General features: G+C 53.9%; 15 protein-coding genes. 8 read left to right on the top strand and 7 right to left on the bottom strand.

Annotated elements, in window-relative coordinates:
• Nucleotides 1–2 precede the first annotated feature (2 nt).
• Together IEW65_RS06485 and IEW65_RS06480 are read right to left on the bottom strand one after the other, a co-directional pair.
• Nucleotides 3–665 (bottom strand): CoA transferase subunit B, encoded by a 663-nt coding sequence (locus tag IEW65_RS06485; RefSeq protein WP_188638668.1) that lies wholly within the window; start codon nt 663–665, stop codon nt 3–5.
• Between the two features lie 49 nt (nt 666–714).
• Nucleotides 715–1,413: a CoA transferase subunit A gene (locus IEW65_RS06480; protein WP_188638667.1), complete on the bottom strand. Its 699-nt coding sequence runs from the start codon at nt 1,411–1,413 to the stop codon at nt 715–717.
• Nucleotides 1,414–1,613: 200 nt separating this feature from the next.
• Between IEW65_RS06480 and IEW65_RS06475 the strand changes: the two genes are divergently transcribed.
• From IEW65_RS06475 to IEW65_RS06465, 3 genes are all read left to right on the top strand, one after another.
• Nucleotides 1,614–2,513, top strand: coding sequence for a LysR family transcriptional regulator (locus IEW65_RS06475; protein WP_188638666.1), 900 nt, complete (start codon nt 1,614–1,616; stop codon nt 2,511–2,513).
• A gap of 113 nt (nt 2,514–2,626) precedes the next feature.
• On the top strand, nt 2,627–3,508 hold the full coding sequence (locus tag IEW65_RS06470; RefSeq protein ID WP_188638665.1) for an acyltransferase: 882 nt from the start codon (nt 2,627–2,629) through the stop codon (nt 3,506–3,508).
• A gap of 104 nt (nt 3,509–3,612) precedes the next feature.
• Nucleotides 3,613–4,416: a LysM peptidoglycan-binding domain-containing protein gene (locus IEW65_RS06465; protein WP_422822610.1), complete on the top strand. Its 804-nt coding sequence runs from the start codon at nt 3,613–3,615 to the stop codon at nt 4,414–4,416.
• Nucleotides 4,417–4,510: 94 nt separating this feature from the next.
• Here the strand turns inward: IEW65_RS06465 and gcvT are convergent, their stop codons facing one another.
• Nucleotides 4,511–5,623, bottom strand: coding sequence for a glycine cleavage system aminomethyltransferase GcvT (gcvT, locus tag IEW65_RS06460; RefSeq protein ID WP_188638663.1), 1,113 nt, complete (start codon nt 5,621–5,623; stop codon nt 4,511–4,513).
• A gap of 90 nt (nt 5,624–5,713) precedes the next feature.
• Nucleotides 5,714–7,117 (bottom strand): alanine/glycine:cation symporter family protein, encoded by a 1,404-nt coding sequence (locus IEW65_RS06455; protein WP_188638662.1) that lies wholly within the window; start codon nt 7,115–7,117, stop codon nt 5,714–5,716.
• 410 nt (nt 7,118–7,527) lie between these two features.
• On the opposite strand from IEW65_RS06455, the gene gcvH reads away from it, so the two are divergent.
• Nucleotides 7,528–7,917 (top strand): glycine cleavage system protein GcvH, encoded by a 390-nt coding sequence (gene gcvH / locus IEW65_RS06450; RefSeq protein ID WP_188638661.1) that lies wholly within the window; start codon nt 7,528–7,530, stop codon nt 7,915–7,917.
• 85 nt (nt 7,918–8,002) lie between these two features.
• Nucleotides 8,003–10,897: an aminomethyl-transferring glycine dehydrogenase gene (gcvP, locus tag IEW65_RS06445; RefSeq protein WP_188638660.1), complete on the top strand. Its 2,895-nt coding sequence runs from the start codon at nt 8,003–8,005 to the stop codon at nt 10,895–10,897.
• Between the two features lie 55 nt (nt 10,898–10,952).
• Here the strand turns inward: gcvP and IEW65_RS06440 are convergent, their stop codons facing one another.
• A complete protein-coding gene (locus IEW65_RS06440; protein ID WP_188638659.1) occupies nt 10,953–11,855 on the bottom strand; it encodes a LysR family transcriptional regulator in 903 nt (300 codons plus the stop codon).
• Between the two features lie 189 nt (nt 11,856–12,044).
• Between IEW65_RS06440 and ppnN the strand changes: the two genes are divergently transcribed.
• The 3 genes from ppnN to IEW65_RS06425 all read left to right on the top strand — a co-directional run bounded on the left by ppnN (nt 12,045) and on the right by IEW65_RS06425 (nt 14,531).
• Nucleotides 12,045–13,427: a nucleotide 5'-monophosphate nucleosidase PpnN gene (gene ppnN / locus IEW65_RS06435; RefSeq protein WP_308421449.1), complete on the top strand. Its 1,383-nt coding sequence runs from the start codon at nt 12,045–12,047 to the stop codon at nt 13,425–13,427.
• Between the two features lie 60 nt (nt 13,428–13,487).
• Nucleotides 13,488–14,222 (top strand): sulfite exporter TauE/SafE family protein, encoded by a 735-nt coding sequence (locus tag IEW65_RS06430; RefSeq protein WP_188638658.1) that lies wholly within the window; start codon nt 13,488–13,490, stop codon nt 14,220–14,222.
• 108 nt (nt 14,223–14,330) lie between these two features.
• Nucleotides 14,331–14,531 (top strand): hypothetical protein, encoded by a 201-nt coding sequence (locus IEW65_RS06425; protein WP_188638657.1) that lies wholly within the window; start codon nt 14,331–14,333, stop codon nt 14,529–14,531.
• A gap of 72 nt (nt 14,532–14,603) precedes the next feature.
• Here IEW65_RS06425 and IEW65_RS06420 read toward each other — a convergent pair whose 3' ends face one another.
• Together IEW65_RS06420 and IEW65_RS06415 are read right to left on the bottom strand one after the other, a co-directional pair.
• Nucleotides 14,604–17,339, bottom strand: coding sequence for a cation-translocating P-type ATPase (locus tag IEW65_RS06420; protein WP_188638656.1), 2,736 nt, complete (start codon nt 17,337–17,339; stop codon nt 14,604–14,606).
• A gap of 218 nt (nt 17,340–17,557) precedes the next feature.
• A complete protein-coding gene (locus IEW65_RS06415; RefSeq protein WP_188638655.1) occupies nt 17,558–18,277 on the bottom strand; it encodes a DUF6694 family lipoprotein in 720 nt (239 codons plus the stop codon).
• Nucleotides 18,278–18,338: the final 61 nt, after the last annotated feature.

The raw sequence follows: 18,338 nt of genomic DNA, 5'->3' as shown, positions 1-18,338 counted from the left end.
CGTTATTCGTCGAAAGTCATTTCAGGCACGTGATCAGGAACGATCAGTTTGCCTGCCGTCTTCTCAACGATCTCCTCGACGCTAACGCCCGGGGCACGCTCTTTGAGAATAAAAGCACCGTCTTTAATTTCTAGATAGGCCAAGTCAGTGAGCACTCGACTAATGCACCCAGCACCGGTCAGCGGCAAGTTGCATTTTTCAAGCAGCTTAGACTCACCGTGCTTTGATGCGTGAGTCATGGTGCAAATAATATTCTCTGCACCTGCCACCAGATCCATTGCGCCGCCCATTCCTTTGATGAGCTTGCCAGGAATCATCCAAGAGGCAATATTTCCCTCCTGATCCACCTCAAAAGCACCCAATACCGTTAAGTCTACGTGCCCGCCACGAATCATAGCGAACGACTCCGCCGAGGAGAAAATGGCAGCGCCAGGACGAGCCGTCACCGTCTGTTTACCGGCGTTAATCATATCGGCGTCCACTTCCTCCTCAGTGGGGAAGCGCCCCATGCCTAGCAGGCCGTTTTCCGACTGCAGCATGACATCCATGCCGTCTGGGATGTAGTTGGCTACCAGAGTGGGAATACCAATGCCCAAATTGACATAAAAACCATCTTGCAATTCGCGGGCAACGCGCTGCGCCATCTGTTCACGAGTTAAAGCCATGGTGCCACCTCTTGTTGTAACGGTTAGTTGATTGTTGGCGTTGTTGCGCTTAGCTGCGCACAGTGCGCTTTTCGATACGCTTCTCGAACGTGCCTTGAATAATGCGATCCACGTAAATACCCGGGGTATGAATCTGGCTTGGCTCCAGCTCACCGGGTTCAACAATCTCCTCTACTTCTACCACCGTTATTTTCCCCGCTGTAGCAGCCATGGGATTAAAGTTTTGCGCGGTGTGGCGGTACATCACGTTGCCATAGCGGTCGGCTTTCCAGCCCTTCACAATCGCAAAATCGCCTTTAATGGCTTCTTCCAGGATGTAGTGACGACCATCGAAAACACGCACTTCTTTGCCATCACCAATAGGAGTGCCATAACCTGTCGCGGTATAAAACGCAGGGATACCAGCACCACCCGCTCGCATTTTTTCAGCTAGCGTGCCTTGGGGCGTGAGCACTACATCAATTTCGTTGTTCAGCATCTGCTGCTCAAACATAGCGTTTTCGCCAACATAGGAGGCGATAATTTTACTAATTTGGTGGTCTTCCAGCAGCACGCCCAGGCCAAAGCCATCAACACCACAGTTATTAGAGACAACGGTGAGATCCTTCACACCACGGCGCTTAATTTCTGCGATCAGGTTTTCGGGAATACCACACAGACCGAAGCCGCCCGCGATCACGGTCATACCGCTTTCGATGCCTTCCATTGCTTCTTCATAAGAAGCCACACGCTTATCGAATCCTGCCATTGTTATGCCTCACATTGTTGTTGAGTACGTATCGGTGTTGGGTACATTTATCGAGAGTAGTGTCAGCAACGTTTGCTGGCGTATCGCGTCATTGCTGTACAAAGACGATGAGAACCGTATTGCCAGTGTTGTCCTAGATGATATATTTGTTAAGTTTGTTTTTCTTATCAATTTATTTTAATAACTTATAAAGAGACACCATGACCGTCAAGCAGCTTCGTGCTTTTTTGGCCGTTGCACAAACGCTTAGCTTCACCCAAGCCTGTGAACGCCTGCACCTTTCCCAACCCGCTTTAAGCCTTGCTATCAAAGGGTTAGAGGATTCGCTAGGGGGAAAATTACTTATTCGCAGTACTCGGAGCGTGCGTCTAACACCTGAAGGAGAGTCGCTACTACCGCTCGCTAAGCACCTGCTCGCCCAATGGGATAATACCGAGGAGCGCCTACGTCAGCGATTTACACTGCAGCTAGGGCGACTGAGTGTGGCGGCCATGCCCTCTTTTGCTTGTAATTTACTGCCAAGCGCACTGGTAAAATTTCGTCAGCAGTACCCTAAAATCAATGTCACTGTGCACGATGTGATCAATGAAGAGGTCACTGATATGGTGCGCTCCCGCCAGGTAGAGATCGGCATTGCCTTCTCGCCAGAGGGTACGGGTAGCTTGAGCTTTACTCCTTTGTTTGAAGACCGATTTGTTGCGGTGGTGCCACGCAACTCTGCTTTGGCTCATCACAATACAGTGCCCTGGCAACAACTGTTGGAGAACGATTTTATTACCTTACAACGGCCCTCCATGGTGCGGCGACTGCTGGAACAGGAACTGGGCAAACGTCACATTGACCTCCCAGTTGCCTTTGAAAGCCACCAACTCTCCACCGTTGGGCGCATGGTTGCCGAGGGCCTGGGCGTTAGTGCCGTACCTTCAATGTGTATTCAGCAAATGCATGAACTTGGCGCGCGCTGTGTGCCACTGGTCGAGCCAAGCATTGCTTGCCGAGTGGGCATGCTCACCCATGAAGAGCTGTCAGTTGCCGCTCACGCGCTGCGCAGCGTACTGCTTGAGAGTGTCAGAGCTCCCACTCTTGTCATTGAAAGATAACGCATTGATACAGTTATGCTGGGCAGCGTGGCGCTGATCTATTAGCATTTATCATTAAGCGCGTGTTTCAGACGTCATTAGCACGCAGACGAATTGCTGTGAGGGATTGTGGTATGCCTATTATTAAAGGGGGCGTTAGCATTTTGCTGCTGACGTTAAACACACTGTTTTGGGGTGTCCCCCTGATTATTTTGACGCTACTCAAAGTCATCGTTCCTGGACGACGGCAAAAAGAGTGGTTGCTCAAAGGGCTATGTGCCGTCTCATTGAAGTGGATTGGCGTGAATTTGTGGTGGATGCGTCACTGGTTAAAGCCCAACGTCTCCATCAACGTTCCGGATACGCTCAGCCCTGAGCAGTGGTGGCTGGTGATCTCCAATCATCGCAGCTGGACCGATATTTTTATTCTTTTTATGGCGCTGCATCGCCGCATTCCCATGCCACGTTTTTTCCTCAAACATCAGCTCATTTGGATTCCGATTGTTGGCTTAGCTTTTTGGGCTCTTGAGTTTCCGTTCATGCGTCGCTTTAGCCGAGAACAGATCGCCAATAACCCGAAGCTGGCTACGGTTGACCGTGAGGCTACCGAACGAATGTGTCGCAGAGCCCGCCACGCACCTATCGCTATTTTTAATTTTGTCGAGGGGACACGTTTTACTGTCGCCAAGCGTGATGCCCAGCAAAGTCCTTTTCAACACCTGCTTCGTCCCAAAGCGGGTGGCGTCGCTCAAGTACTTAGCCTGCTTGGCGACCAGTTGGATGGTATCCTAGATGTCACCATCAGTTACACGAACCCTTCACCCACATTTATGGGTTTTTTATGCGGTAAAGAAGCCCCCATTACGCTTGAAGCCCGGCAGCTAGCTATTCCTGAATGGATGCAAACTGCTAACTACCATGAAGAACCGCAGCACAAGGAACGCTTCCACGCATGGATCAATTCTCTCTGGCAGGAAAAAGACGCCTTGCTAGACAGCCTCAGCGACCACGATTAAGCCATTGGTTAACCATTTGCGTATTGGCCAGTGTGCTAGCGGGTTGCGCCAGCTCGGCACCCACATCTAGCCAACGAGTGCCCGCCGCGAGCAGTGCCAGCGCTATGGGCGGCAACTGGGTAGAGGTTAGACGCGGGGATACGCTGGGGCAGCTTGCTGCGCGGGCCAATGTACCGCTTGAGCGGCTGGAGCGCTTTAATCCAGGCGTTGACCCTCGGCGCTTAGCCGTTGGGCAGCGCTTATTGATACCGACTACACAAGAGCGAGCGCCGTCAGGCGGGCCTTATCGCTATCAAATTCGCCCTGGGGATACCTTTTCCGGTATTGCCAGGCACTTCGGCACCACCACTGGTCGTATTCAAAGCGCCAATCAGGGAACGTCGGCTACCGCCTTGCGTGTCGGTCAAGTGATCAGCGTACCGTTAAGCAGCAGCGCCAGGACGGCCTCTTCCAGCAGTGGCTCAGCTTCCAGTAATACCGGATCACGTAGCGCACCCACTCCGGCCCCTACACCCAGCGCAAGTCTGCCAGCATCAGCACGCCGCTGGCCCTGGCCTCTGGAAGATTACCGCGTCGTGCGTCGCTTTGGTGCCGATAGCCGGGGAACGCTGCAACCGATGCTGCTCGCTACTCAAGAAGGAGCGCGCGCAAAAGCTGTCGCCCCTGGCGAAGTACGCTTTGCAGATAGTATGCGACAGTTAGGAGAAGTCGTGATTGTGCATCATGCCGATAATTTACAGACCGTTTATGCCTTGTGTGAACGGATACTGGTTCGTATCGGGGATCAGGTGAGCGCAGGGGATGATCTCTGCGATGTCGGTCAAAGTAACACCACGCAACGCTATGATCTGCTGTTTGATCTACGCCAGGGTGGTAAGCCCATCGACCCACGGCAAGTACTGCGATAGGAACGTCACAGCCCCTGTCAACATAAAAGCCCCTGCCGTAGCAGGGGCTTTTTCATCACCCATCGATGAACAGCGATTGATGAACGGTGACAGCTTAACCGCGATAGTAGCCTGGGGCCACAAACGGCATCGCGGTGACACTCATGGGGAGCTGCTTACCGCGCACCAGCGCATAAACGGTGGTGCCGGGCGCTTCCCATTCGCGGGCAACGTACCCCATCGCGACGGGCTTGCCGACACTTGGGCCAAAGCCGCCAGAAGTGACCACACCGATCTCGTTGCCCGCCTCATCGACCAGTAGGCTTCCTTCACGCACCGGGGCACGCCCTTCTCCCACGAGCCCCACACGCTTGCGTGTGTGATCTTTGGCATCTACTTGATGCAGGATCACATCGGCGCCGGGAAAGCCCGCAGAACGTTCGCCGCCATGGCGGCGAGGCTTGCCAATAGCCCAAATCAGGCTAGCTTCTACAGGCGTGGTCTGCATATCCATATCATGCCCATATAGGCACAAGCCCGCTTCTAAGCGCAGTGAATCACGCGCGCCTAAGCCAATCGCTTCTACTTCAGGCTCAGCTAGCAGCGTTTCGGCAAGCGCTTGGCACTCTTCAGCCGCCACAGAAATTTCAAAGCCGTCTTCGCCGGTATAACCACTGCGGCTGATCCACACCTCGCACCCCGCGAGGGTGTAACGACCATGCTGCATAAACGTTAGCTCACAGGCGGCTGGGCAAAGGCGCTGCATGACATCTCGTGCCTGTGGCCCTTGTAGCGCCAGCAAACCACGGTCGAGCACGTCAATCTGGTGGGTATTGCCAAGATTGGCCCGCAAATGAGCAATGTCCTGATCTTTGCAAGCAGCATTCACCACCAAGTAGAAGTGGTCACCCGCATTGACAGCCATGAGATCATCAATAATTCCGCCATCAGTGCTGGTAAATAGGCCGTAACGCTGCTGACCTTTTTGCAAACCTACCAAATCCGCTGGGATCAGGCCTTCCAGCGCTTGAGCAACATGATCACCGGAGACCAAGATCTGTCCCATATGCGACACATCGAACAAGCCACACCGCTCCCGGGTATGCTCGTGCTCTTTTTTAACACCCAGCGGGTACTGCACCGGCATGTCATAGCCAGCAAAGGGCACCATCTTGGCCCCAAGCCGCGTATGGAGCGCATGAAGTGGCGTGTGGTTCAGATCAGTCATGGCATTTCCTCTGTCAAAAAAGAGAAACGGGAAGCCTTACTAGGCTTCCCGGCTCTATCACATCGTGCGTTACCTGCTCATGGGCAGGGCTTATTTATCATGATCCAGGGCTTCACCCGGCAGTACGTCCTTACCTGCAAAATAATCCCGAGTGAGCTTAAAGACAACCGGAGATAGCAGCGCCAAAGCAATAAGGTTAGGAATCGCCATCATCGCATTGAAGGTATCCGCCATTAGCCAAATGAAGCCAAGCTGCGCAATGGCACCCAGTGGGATAGCCAGTACGAACAGTACCCGGTACAGCATAATAGAGCGCGTACCAAACAGGAACTGGCAGCACTTCTCGCCGTAGAACGACCAGCCCAGAATGGTGGTAAAGGCAAAAATGGCCAGCGCAATGGCGACAATTTGATTACCAAACCCAGGCAGCGCCGCATCAAAGGAGAGCGCGGTGAGCGAGGCCCCCGCTTCGCCTTCCATCCATACCGTGGACGTCAAAATGACCAGTGCTGTGATCGTACAAACGATGATGGTATCAATGAACGTACCCAGCATGGCAATTAACCCTTGGCGAACCGGGTTTTTCGTTTGCGCCGCGGCGTGGGCAATCGGCGCACTCCCCAGACCCGCTTCGTTGGAGAAAATACCGCGCGCCACGCCAAAACGGATCGCCGCCATCACCGCAGCGCCAGCAAAGCCACCGGCGGCAGCGATGGGGTTAAAGGCGTAGTAGAAAATCAGTCCAAAGGCTTCACCAATCTGGCCCGCGTTGACGATCAGCACCAGCAGGCCCGCAATCACATAAGCAATACCCATCACCGGCACCAGTTTCCCGGCTACCTTAGCAATGCGCTTAATGCCGCCCAGAATGACCGCACCGGCAAGCACCATAATGATCACGCCGGTCAACCAGTGGGGAACGCCAAAGGTGGCGTCCATAGCGTCTGCGACAGAGTTGGACTGAACAGTATTGCCAATGCCGAAAGCGGCGACCGCCCCAAAGAACGAGAACAGCCCCCCGAGCCACAGCCACTTTTTCCCTAAGCCGTTTTTGATGTAAAACATCGGCCCACCTACGTGGTAGCCCGTGCTATCCGTTTCCCGGTAGCGAACGGCCAAAACCGCCTCGGCAAACTTAGTTGCCATACCGACTAATGCGGTGATCCACATCCAGAACACAGCACCCGGGCCACCGAGTGCAATGGCGGTAGCCACACCAGCAATATTACCGGTACCAATCGTTGCCGACAGCGCCGTCATCAACGCGTTAAAAGGCGAGATTTCGCCATCATCGCTGGCTTTTGCAGACGTTTTATCGGAAGGCTTCGCATCTCTTCCCTGCCACATGAGCTTGAAACCCATGCCGAGTTTGCGTATCGGCATCAGTTTCAAGCCAATCTGCAGGTAGATACCCACTCCCAACAGCAGGATCAGCATCAACGGGCCCCACACTACCCCATTAATGGCCCCCAACAGGCTTGTTAACGTTTCCACACGACTCTCCTTACCCAATTGATTGATGCATTTGTTATGAAGGTTAGGTTGCTCATCTACTAAGACTAGTAACAGATGAAATCACCAAGCGCTCCTACCATAGCGCTTAATTCACGCTGGAAAAACGCATGATAGCTATGTTTTACACCATTTTCTTAGTGCGCTTCCATGCCAATGTCGCTTGATGGCAGAGAAAGCTACTCTTTTTGAAACTTGCGGGCGTGCTGCAACTGGAGAAAAAAAACCGGCTCTTTTTGGCCTTTTGGAGGCAATGAAGAAATTTGTTTCCGATAAGAAACACGGTACCATAGACCCACTTACGCTCACTGCGAGCTGGCCACAGTCGCCAAGGCGAACCACAAGCGCTAGTATGCTTTCGTTCTGTCCACTGATTTTATAAGGGAATCATTATGAGCAACCTTCCTGCCAATCTTCGTTACGCTGCCAGCCATGAATGGGTGCTTGATCACCAAGATGGTACGGTGACTGTCGGCATCACTGATCACGCTCAAGAAGCACTCGGTGACGTTGTATTTGTTGAACTGCCTGAAATCGGTCAAGCCCTTAACAAGGGTAAAGAGTTTGGTGTCATTGAGTCTGTTAAAGCAGCCTCTGACCTTTACTCACCAGTGGATGGCGAAGTGATCGAAGTCAACGAAGCACTGGAAGATGCCCCTGAAACGGTGAACGAAGCACCTTATGAAGGCGGCTGGATTATGAAAGTTCGCGTTGCCGACCAAGCCTTTGAAGGCTTGTTAGACGCCGACGCTTATCAAGCAACGCTGAGTGCCGACGACTAAGACAAGTAGCCAAAACGCCTGCCCTTCTGGCAGGCGTTTTATGATCGCCTCTGCACGGTTTTCACATCACGTCCGGAATCTCCCCATGCCTTTTGAATCACGCCGTTTGGCCGAACTGGCCGACCACGATGCTTTTATCAAACGCCATAACGGGCCTAGCCCCGATGATGTCGCCACCATGTTAAAAGCGCTCAATATACAGCGCATGGAAGACCTGATTGAGCAAACCGTGCCTAGCGATATTCGCTTAGGTCGCGAACTTGCCCTTGACGACCCCCGCAGTGAAGCGGAAGCGTTAGAGTATTTGAGCCAGTTAGCGCGCCAAAACCGCGTTAGCAAAAGCTATATCGGCCAGGGCTACTACAACACCCACATGCCAGCGGTGATTCAGCGCAACGTGCTTGAAAACCCCGGCTGGTACACCGCCTACACGCCGTACCAACCTGAAATTTCCCAGGGTCGCCTGGAAGGCTTGCTGAACTTCCAGCAGGTGATTATGGATTTAACCGGCATGGAGCTTGCTAACGCCTCTTTGCTGGATGAAGCCACCGCCGCCGCTGAAGCCATGGCGCTGTGTAAGCGGGGCAATAAAAAGAGTAAATCAAACGCGTTCTTTGTGGCTGACGACCTCTTTCCGCAAACGCTGGACGTGGTCAAAACCCGCGCCGAGTTCTTTGGCTTTGAACTGATCACCGGCCCTGCTGAGAGCCTTGCCGAGCACGATGTGTTTGGCGCACTGGTTCAGTACCCGTCTGCCAGCGGCAGCGTCAGCGACCTAGCACCCATGCTAAAAGCGGCGCAAGAGCGTGGCATCATGACCTGTGTCGCGACCGACCTGCTTAGCCTGGTGCTGCTGAAAGAGCCTGGCACGATGGGGGCGGATATTGTCGTGGGTAACTCCCAGCGCTTCGGCGTCCCCATGGGCTTTGGCGGCCCACATGCGGCGTTTTTTGCCACTTCCGATAAGCTTAAGCGCTCCATCCCAGGTCGCATTATTGGTGTTTCCAAAGACAGCCGTGGCAAAACCGCGCTGCGCATGGCCATGCAGACCCGCGAGCAGCATATTCGCCGTGAGAAAGCGACATCGAATATTTGTACCGCCCAGGCGCTGCTGGCCAACATTGCCGGTTTTTACGCGACCTATCATGGTGCCGAAGGCTTGCGCAAAATTGCTGGTCGCGTACATCGTCTGGCTACCGTGCTGGCCACTGGCCTTCAACAAGCAGGCATCCAGCTAGCGAACAACACATGGTTCGACACCTTACGCCTTACTCAGGTAGACGCGGGCAAGATTCATGGCCGCGCCATGACCCACGATATCAACCTGCACTACTTCGCCAACGGTGATGTGGGCATTAGCGTGGATGAAACGACTACCGCCCACGACGTAGCCGCCTTGTTTGACGTGCTGCTGGGCGATGAGCACGGCCTAGCAGTGGCCGTACTGGATGAGCAGGTCGTTAGCGATAAGCTGAGCGGTATTCCAGCGGCCTATCAGCGCGAAAGCGATTTCCTGACTCACCCGACGTTCAAGCGCTATCGCAGCGAAACTGAAATGCTGCGCTACTTAAAGCGTCTGGAAAATAAAGACCTTTCGCTGGCGCATGCCATGATCCCATTGGGCTCGTGCACGATGAAGCTCAACGCCACTAGCGAGATGATTCCTGTCTCATGGCCGGCTTTCTCCAACCTGCACCCGTTCGCACCGCGTGATCAGGTGGCGGGTTACCATCAAATGATTGATGAGCTGGCCGCGTTCTTAGTCGAAGTCACCGGCTATGACCATATCTCCATGCAGCCTAACTCAGGCGCGCAGGGTGAATACGCAGGCCTGTTAGCGATTCGCCGCTATCAGGCAGCGCAAGGCGAAGCCCACCGCGATGTGTGCTTGATTCCAAGCTCTGCCCACGGTACTAACCCGGCTTCCGCCGCCATGCTGAGCATGGAAGTGGTGGTGGTCGAGTGTGATGCCAACGGCAACATCGATCTGGAAGATTTAACACACAAAGCCGAGCAGCACAGCGAGCGCCTGTCCGCCGTGATGATTACCTACCCGTCGACCCACGGCGTGTTTGAATCACACGTGCGTAAGGTGTGTGAAGTGGTTCATCAATACGGTGGCCAAGTATACGTGGACGGTGCCAACATGAACGCCCAGGTAGGCCTAACACGCCCAGGCGACTTCGGCGGCGATGTCTCCCACCTAAACTTGCACAAAACGTTCTGTATCCCCCACGGCGGCGGCGGCCCGGGCATGGGCCCGATTGGTGTTAAAGCGCACCTTGCACCGTTTGTGTCTAACCACGTGGTAACACCTATCAACGGTGTGAACCCAGAGAGCGGCGCGGTATCGGCGGCCGCCTTCGGCAGCGCTTCTATTCTTCCGATCTCGTGGGCGTACATTAAGATGATGGGCGCGCGTGGGCTTCGTGAAGCCACCGAGCTTGCGATTCTCAACGCCAACTACATTGCCAAACGTTTAGAGTCGTCCTATCCGATTCTATATCGCGGCCAGAACGGCACCGTGGCACACGAGTGCATCATCGATATTCGCCCGTTAAAGAGTGCATCTGGCATTAGCGAAGAGGATATCGCCAAGCGTTTGATGGACTTTGGCTTCCATGCCCCGACCATGTCGTTCCCTGTTCCGGGCACGCTAATGATTGAGCCAACGGAATCCGAATCGCTTTATGAAATTGATCGCTTCTGCGATGCCATGATTGCGATTCGTGAAGAGATTGCCCGGGTAGAGAGCGGTGAATGGCCGCTGGATAACAATCCGTTAGTGAATGCTCCGCACACTCAAGCTGACCTGATGGATAGCGACTGGCAGCGCCCTTACGACCGCCAACTGGCCGCCTTCCCTACCGACGCTGTCACCGCATCAAAATACTGGCCTTCGGTGAATCGGGTTGATAACGTCTTTGGTGATCGACAGCTGATCTGCTCGTGCCCGAGCATTGATGAATATCGAAGCTAAACGCTCTGCCGCCGCCACCCCGGCGGCAGTTTGATGGATAGCGCCCCTGGCCCGCTTATTCGGGTATCAGGGGCGTTTTTTCTTGGAGCCGCTGCTCGTGAAAACCGTTTAATAGCTTTTCATAGCGCTTGGGAAGCACGGAGTCACGACGACGCAACAGATAGAGCACTTCATTAATCGCTTGCGGCAACGCCAGCGCCTTGACTTGCCGTTGCCACGGGGAGGTCTCCAACACTAAGCGAGAAACCACCGTAAAGCCTAGCCCCCTGGCCACCGCATCTAGCACCATGCTCACTTCATTTGTGAAGCCCTGGTGTCGAAAGTGCGTCATCGAACGAAACTCATCGGGGTAGTTGGCCCGTAGCAACGCATTGGCATGGTTGATGCCATCGTAATAGTTGATAAAGCCGATCCCCATCAACTCTGAGAGCGTACTTCCTGCAAAATCAGCGGGCACCACCAAACAGAGCGGCTCTTTATGCCACACCGTACACGTCAGTTCAGGATGGTTCGCCTGCTCGGTCACGATACCAATATCGTAGCGACCCTCCAGCAAGTCGTTAACGATCTCGTGATTAAATGCAAAACTATAGTTGACGGTCAGGTTGGGGTGCATCTGCTGCTGGCCGAGAATATAGGGATAAAACATTAACCCTACGCTGCCAGGAGAGGCAATGCGGCACTCGCCACTATCGAGCGAATCATCATCCAGCCCATGGCGAAATTGTTCATGTTCGGCAAACAGCTTTAACGCATAATCATAAGCGCGACGCCCAGACTCGGTCAGGGTAAAACTTCTGCCGCGGCGCTCTAGCAGCGTTTTATCAAGATAGCTCTCCAACTTACGAATATGCTGGCTAACCCCTGGCTGCGTCATCTCTAAACGGCGCGCCGTTCGTGTGAAACTGCCGGTTTCCACTAACGTTATAAACGTTCGAAAATATTGGGCATTAAACATAGGGTGTAAGCAACATCCTCATTATCCATCGTCATCAGGCGCCATTTCCACTCACCGCTGCGCGCTTACAGAGGCTCTAGCGTAGCACAAACGCTGATATGACGGGCGCTTAGCAGCGGTGCTGAACAGCGCTAAGTGCCGTGCTAGTATGCAGTTTCGTTATCAACACTTTCAGGGACAGCCCAACTAATGACGCAGACCCCAGCGCCCCGTGCCACGATTTCCAGCATTATTTCTCCTGAAGGGAGTCTTGAAGTCCTCTCACAACATGAGGTTAATCGACTCAAGAGCACGTCCAAAAGTGGTTTGCACGATTTACTACGCCGCTGCGCACTTGCCGTACTTAATTGCGGCAGCCCCACCGATGACAGCTTGGCCATTCTAGAAGCCTATAAAGATTTTGATATCGAAGTGCTGCAGCAAGATCGCGGCATTCGCTTAAAGCTGACTAACGCGCCCGCAGAAGCGTTTGTTGATGGACGCATGATTCGCGGTATTCGCGAGCACCTCTCCTCGATTATTCGCGACATTGTGTACGTTTATAATGAGATTCAGCACCACAAACGCTTTGATCTCAGCACGGGAGAAGGTACCACCAACGCGGTATTTCATATTCTACGTAAGGCGGGAACGCTGAAACCCGGCCGCGACCCCAGCTTAGTGGTGTGCTGGGGCGGGCACTCTATTTCCCGCGAAGAGTATGAGTACACCAAGGATGTCGGCTACCACCTGGGCCTACGAGATTTAGACATTTGCACCGGCTGCGGGCCAGGTGCCATGAAAGGCCCTATGAAAGGGGCCAACGTGGCGCATGCCAAGCAGCGCCGTAAAGACGGCCGTTACTTGGGCATCTCAGAGCCTGGCATTATTGCTGCCGAAGCGCCTAACCCCATCGTTAATGAACTGGTGGTGATGCCAGATATCGAAAAGCGCCTAGAAGCGTTTGTACGCCTAGGCCACGGTATTATCGTCTTCCCTGGTGGCGTGGGCACCGCTGAGGAGATTCTCTATCTGCTGGGTATTTTGCTGCACCCCAGTAACAAAGAGATCCCCTTCCCGCTCGTGTTTACCGGTCCCGCTAACTCCGCGGCGTACTTTCAGAAAATCGATGAATTCCTGGTGTACACCCTGGGTGAGGAGATTCGCCGCTACTACACCATCATTACCGGCGACCCAGTGGCTGTTGCTCGCAAGATGCGTGATGGCATTGATCAAATTGCCGAGTTCCGACGCCAGCATCAAGATGCTTTCTACTACAACTGGCGTTTAACCATCGCCCGTGAGTTCCAAGCACCGTTTGAGCCCACCCACGACGCCATGCGAGGCCTCGCCCTTCACCGCCAGCAGCCCACGCATGAGCTGGCCGCTAATCTACGGCGCGCTTTTTCCGGCATTGTGGCGGGCAACGTGAAAGAGCCAGGCATCCGCGCCATTGAAGCCCATGGCCCCTTCGAGCTCACCGCTGAGCCGGAACTGATGCAGCGTTTAGACGCACTGCTCAGCTCCTTTGTTGCCCAGGGGCGCATGAAGCTTGACGGCCAGCCCTACACGCCCTGCTACGTGCTTAAATAACAGGTTAATAACCGCCAACGGCAGGCACCCTGTAGCGGTGCCTGCTAAAGAGAGTTTGCTGTGATCATTGCACTGCTTACCTTGGTTGTTGCAGGCATCGTTAAGGGAGCAATAGGCTCTGGAGTGCCTGTGGTCGTTGTGCCTGTATTGACCATGCTCTACGACGTTAAACTGGCCATTGCCGTGCTGGTAGCTCCCAACCTGTTCAGCAATGCACTTCAAGTATGGCAGTACCGCCAACACCTTCTGCCCTTACGCTTTCTCTTTAGCTTTGCAATGGCCGGTGGCGCGGGCATTGTGCTTGGCACCTGGGGGTTGGTCGTCCTATCACCGACGCTGCTCTCGCTAGGGGTGGCAGGGGCCATTCTTCTGTATCTTGCCATTAAGCTGGTTAAGCGTAAGGCCACACTGCCGTTTACCATTGCAGAGCGCATCGTGCTGCCTGTTGGGTTAGTCGCTGGTGTGCTGCAGGGCGCGGCAGGCATGTCCGCACCGGCCTCCGTCACATTCTTAAATGCCATGCAGCTTGAACGCCGCGTGTTTATTGGCTCCATCTCGGTATTTTTTGTGGCGATTACGCTGGTGCAAATTCCTGCCCTGCTAAGCACTGGCATACTGACAGGAGAACGCACCCTGTACAGCCTCGGTGCCCTGCTGGTCATACTGGCAGCGATGCCCATTGGCGCAACGCTTGGCAAACGCTTACCCCATTGCTGGTTCGATAACCTCGTTATGTGTTTGCTGGCGAGTATTGCGCTTAAAATCATCGTGGATACGGTACTGGCATACCCCTAACAGATGCACCTTTCTGCAAAACCAAACGATAGCCGCTACACTAAAGGCTTCTATCTCCGCAATATTTAGCGTTGACGAGCTGATTTTCACCAAGGAAAGGAGCAACACATGGAAATAATCAACCAGTTACAGGACGGCCAAACCAAAGCTTTCGCGAAGCACTGTTTTGAGCGCTACTCTCCTGAAGAGCTCAACAGCGCAGCAGAAGGCTCCCCCGATCAAGCCGAAATGGAGCACTGGGGCATCACTGCCGGGCAGTGGGAAGAAGCGGTTGCTGCCGCCCTTGCTGATCATAAAGCGCAAGGTTGACCTTCTCTTACTAACCTCTTGTTTTTAAAAAGCCGCGTGCTGCATGCAGCACACGGCTTTATCAGCTATTCATTACTGGATAAGCGCGTCAGGTGAAAATCGACGCCATGCTGCCTTTTCCAGCTCAATAACAACGTATACCGACATGCTCATTATCAGTATTGCGCACCAGTGGAAAAAGGAGAGCCCCTCACTGGCGAAGATAAATTGCATGAACGGAAGGTAGGTGAAGCTAAACTGCAACACCATCACCACGGCAATCGCCAACCACACCGGCTTGCTGCCGAAGATACCCTGGAACGACAGCGTACTATTAAGCAAATAGCGGCTATTGATGAGATAGGCCGCGCTGCCCGCTACCAACATATTCACTGCCCCTGTACGCGCCAGCTCCACACTTCCGCCCTGCGCCACAAGCCCACTAAACATACCAAACACACAAACGAGCAGCAGGGTCGACACGAAGACAACGCGCCACAGTAAGAACATATCTAATAAGGGTGCCCTAGGGTCACGGGGTTTGCGCTGCATAAGATTTTTTTCTCCCGACTCAAAGGCAAGCGCCAGCCCTAGCGTAATCGCAACGACCATGTTCACCCATAGCGCCTGAAGCGGTGTAACGGGTAGCGTAGAGCCTGCCAACACGGCCAACATGATGGCTAACCCCTGAGCCCCGTTAGTGGGCAGAATAAAGGTGATCGTCTTACGGATGTTATCGTAGACTTTTCGGCCTTCCTCAATCGCTCGCACAATGGTGGCAAAGTTGTCGTCGGCCAATACCATCTCTGACGCATCTTTCGCCGCCTCAGTGCCCTGGATCCCCATCGCGACACCTACATCTGCACGCTTTAACGCCGGACCATCATTAACGCCATCGCCCGTCATTGAACAAACGCCGCCCCGAGCCTGCATGGCTTTTACCAAACGCAATTTATGTTCAGGGGACGCGCGGGCAAAGACATCAACCTCCAAAATAATCGCTTCCAGCTCGCTATCAGTCATGGCTTCCATTTCTCGCCCTGTTAGCGCTTTGTCCGTTTGCGAGAATCCCAGCTGCTTAGCAATTGCCAGCGCCGTCGCGGCGTGGTCTCCAGTAATCATCACTGGGCGAATACCTGCTAACTGGCAACGCCTCACCGCTTCAATCGCCTCTTGGCGCGGTGGGTCTAACAGGCCAATAATGCCCAGTAAGCGCAGGCCGGTTTGCACGTGCTGATGATCCAGCGGCTCTTGCCCTTCCATGGTTTTATCGGCAATCGCCAGTACCCGCAGGCCTTGTGATGAAAGCTCCTGAATGCGCGCCTCCCACACCGCTTGCTCTATCGGCTGCTCGCCCTCTTTAGTGGCCACCTGGGAACACATTTCAATAATACGATCCGGTGCTCCCTTCACGAAGACCCTACGCGTCTCTCCCATCGCATGAAGCGTGGCCATATACTTATATTCTGAGTCAAAGGGGATAGCATCGATGCGCGGATACTGTTGACGTATCGTTTGCGTCACAATACCCGCCTTTTCAGACGCGACCACCATCGCGCCTTCCGTGGGATCACCAAATACTTGATAGCGCTCCTCCACGCAATGTAGCTCGGCATCGTTGCATAGCGCACCGGCGTGTAAAAAATGCGTCAGTGCAGGTGTCTCCTTCAGTTCAATAGGCGTATTGAGCGCTCCTTGAGACAAAGAGACCCGGTGAAAGCCCCCTTCTGGCACAAAGCCAATGCCATCAATAGTAAACCGCTCATCGGCCAGCCATATCGCTTGCGCGGTCATTTCGTTACGGGTAAGCGTGCCGGTTTTGTCAGAAAAGATAGTGGAGATGGAGCCCAGAGTTTCTACCGCCGGCAAACGCCGAATAATGGCTTGGCGCTTCGCCATACGCTGTACGCCAAGGGCTAGGCCAATGGTCACAATAGCGGGCAAGCCTTCGGGGATGGCGGCCACCGCCAAGCCTACCGCGGCCATAAACATGTCACTGGCGGGCTGTTGATGTATCAACGTGCCCAATAACGCCGTTAAGCCTGCTGCTGCGAGTATAAACACCGCTAGCACACGACCGGCTCGGTCTAACTGCTGCAGCAAAGGTGTCTTGATTTTCTCAACGCTGCGCAGCAATTCTGAAATTTTACCAATTTCGGTGTGCGCCCCCGTCGCCACCACCAAACCTCGCGCATTGCCCTGCACCACAATGGTACTGGCAAACGCCATACTGTTGCGCTCCGCTAAATCGGTATTCTCACCTACCAACGCGGCCTGCTTATCCACCGGCACTGACTCTCCCGTCAGTGCCGCTTCCTCTGTTCGTAAGCGCCGCACCTCTACCAGCCGCACATCAGCGGGTACCCGATCACCACTCTCGATCAATACAATATCGCCGGGCACTAATGCCTCTGCAGGAACCGTGGTGCGCTTACCATCACGCAACACATTCGCCTGAGGCGATAACATATGGCGAATACTATCCAGCGCCTGCTCTGCTTTACCTTCTTGAAAGAAACCAATCAGGGCGATGATAACTACCACGCCCACAATCGCGGCAGCATCAATCAGGTGCCCAAGTAGAAAGCTCGCCACCGCAGCCACTAACAGAATTAACATTAAGATATTGGCAAACTGCGCGAGCAGCCGCCGGTACCATGGCCGCCCTTGTGCGCGCTGAAGACGATTTTCTCCGTAACGTGCTAAACGCTCCTGAGCCTCTTGACTCGACAAGCCAACATGGGAAGACGACTGCTGGTGTAACGCCTCCTCTTCAGAAAGCGCGTGCCATCTCACATGTTTATCGGCTGCTGGGGATGCAGAATTCATTGCGTGACTCCTTGTGACGCCAACTATCAGCATAGCCCACCATGCTGCAGCGCAGTAAACATCCTTGTAAAAGGATGATATACGTCAACTAGAATCACGATAATTGAGGTTTGAAGCGGGAGCCCGGGCTTGCTGCGGGGTGAGGATATTTGATTTCTTCGCCATCATGACGAGCATAAAAAAAAACCCGCCGACGCGGGTTTTTGCACTGACAACGCTCAGGGTCTTTCCCATAGGGTATTGCCAGAAGGATCATCTAACCGAAGCACTTCCATACTTAGCATCGCATCATCGGATATAGATGGATTCCCCCATGGCCCCGAACGATCCGGTGCTAGGCTCCATTCCAGCGTTTCGCCGGGCTCAATGTCCCCTGAAATGGTGTAATAGAACGTTTCATCGACCCAAGGAACCGAGCGCCCCGGGCTTTGCAAAACACCTCGGAAGTGCACCCGCGCCACCGGCTCACCGGTGTTGTTAGTGACACGTAGCTCGATGACCGGGGCACTGCCCGAGGAGCCCTCTTCACTCAGCCGATACTCCGCATTTTCCACGACAAATCGACTCAGCATTTCTTGCGCAATGGGCTCTTCAAGCGCATTACTGTCTTTCGTTTTGTCCGGCTGCTCCCCGGCAAGTGCTAATACCTCTTGACCGCTCAGCCCATGCAAACTCCGACGAGCCTCGGTAGCGAGATCTTCTAGCTCATCATCGCTTAGCTCACTCATCTCAATCACCGTGAGACCCTCTTGAGAGCGGCGCATCAGTAATGCTTCCAGTGCATCATCAAAGCGCTCGACCTCGCTTTCATCCAGAGAAGCACGAATCTCTTCAAGCGACCTATCGTAATATCGAGGGTTAGAGCCGTCTATGGTGGGGTCTGCATAAGCAACGCCCGCCATGGCTACTGCTATCGCTACTGCCAATACCCGTTTCATACACTCACCATCCTGTTGGTTGATATATCAACATAAGACATATGAGCGTGCTTTGGAATAT

The sequence above is a fragment of the Vreelandella lutescens genome, assembly GCF_014640815.1.
GTDB lineage: Bacteria > Pseudomonadota > Gammaproteobacteria > Pseudomonadales > Halomonadaceae > Vreelandella > Vreelandella lutescens.
The sequence above is the reverse complement of the archived record's forward strand: the minus strand, read 5'-3'. Positions and strand labels throughout refer to the sequence as shown.

Coding starts and splice junctions, on each gene's coding strand:
- IEW65_RS06485 (WP_188638668.1), bottom strand. CDS start 665: ATGGCTTTAACTCGTGAACAGATGGCGCAGCGCGTTGCCCGCGAATTG.
- IEW65_RS06480 (WP_188638667.1), bottom strand. CDS start 1,413: ATGGCAGGATTCGATAAGCGTGTGGCTTCTTATGAAGAAGCAATGGAA.
- IEW65_RS06475 (WP_188638666.1), top strand. CDS start 1,614: ATGACCGTCAAGCAGCTTCGTGCTTTTTTGGCCGTTGCACAAACGCTT.
- IEW65_RS06470 (WP_188638665.1), top strand. CDS start 2,627: ATGCCTATTATTAAAGGGGGCGTTAGCATTTTGCTGCTGACGTTAAAC.
- IEW65_RS06465 (WP_422822610.1), top strand. CDS start 3,613: ATGGGCGGCAACTGGGTAGAGGTTAGACGCGGGGATACGCTGGGGCAG.
- gcvT (WP_188638663.1), bottom strand. CDS start 5,623: ATGACTGATCTGAACCACACGCCACTTCATGCGCTCCATACGCGGCTT.
- gcvH (WP_188638661.1), top strand. CDS start 7,528: ATGAGCAACCTTCCTGCCAATCTTCGTTACGCTGCCAGCCATGAATGG.
- gcvP (WP_188638660.1), top strand. CDS start 8,003: ATGCCTTTTGAATCACGCCGTTTGGCCGAACTGGCCGACCACGATGCT.
- IEW65_RS06440 (WP_188638659.1), bottom strand. CDS start 11,855: ATGTTTAATGCCCAATATTTTCGAACGTTTATAACGTTAGTGGAAACC.
- ppnN (WP_308421449.1), top strand. CDS start 12,045: ATGACGCAGACCCCAGCGCCCCGTGCCACGATTTCCAGCATTATTTCT.
- IEW65_RS06425 (WP_188638657.1), top strand. CDS start 14,331: ATGGAAATAATCAACCAGTTACAGGACGGCCAAACCAAAGCTTTCGCG.
- IEW65_RS06420 (WP_188638656.1), bottom strand. CDS start 17,339: ATGAATTCTGCATCCCCAGCAGCCGATAAACATGTGAGATGGCACGCG.
- IEW65_RS06415 (WP_188638655.1), bottom strand. CDS start 18,277: ATGAAACGGGTATTGGCAGTAGCGATAGCAGTAGCCATGGCGGGCGTT.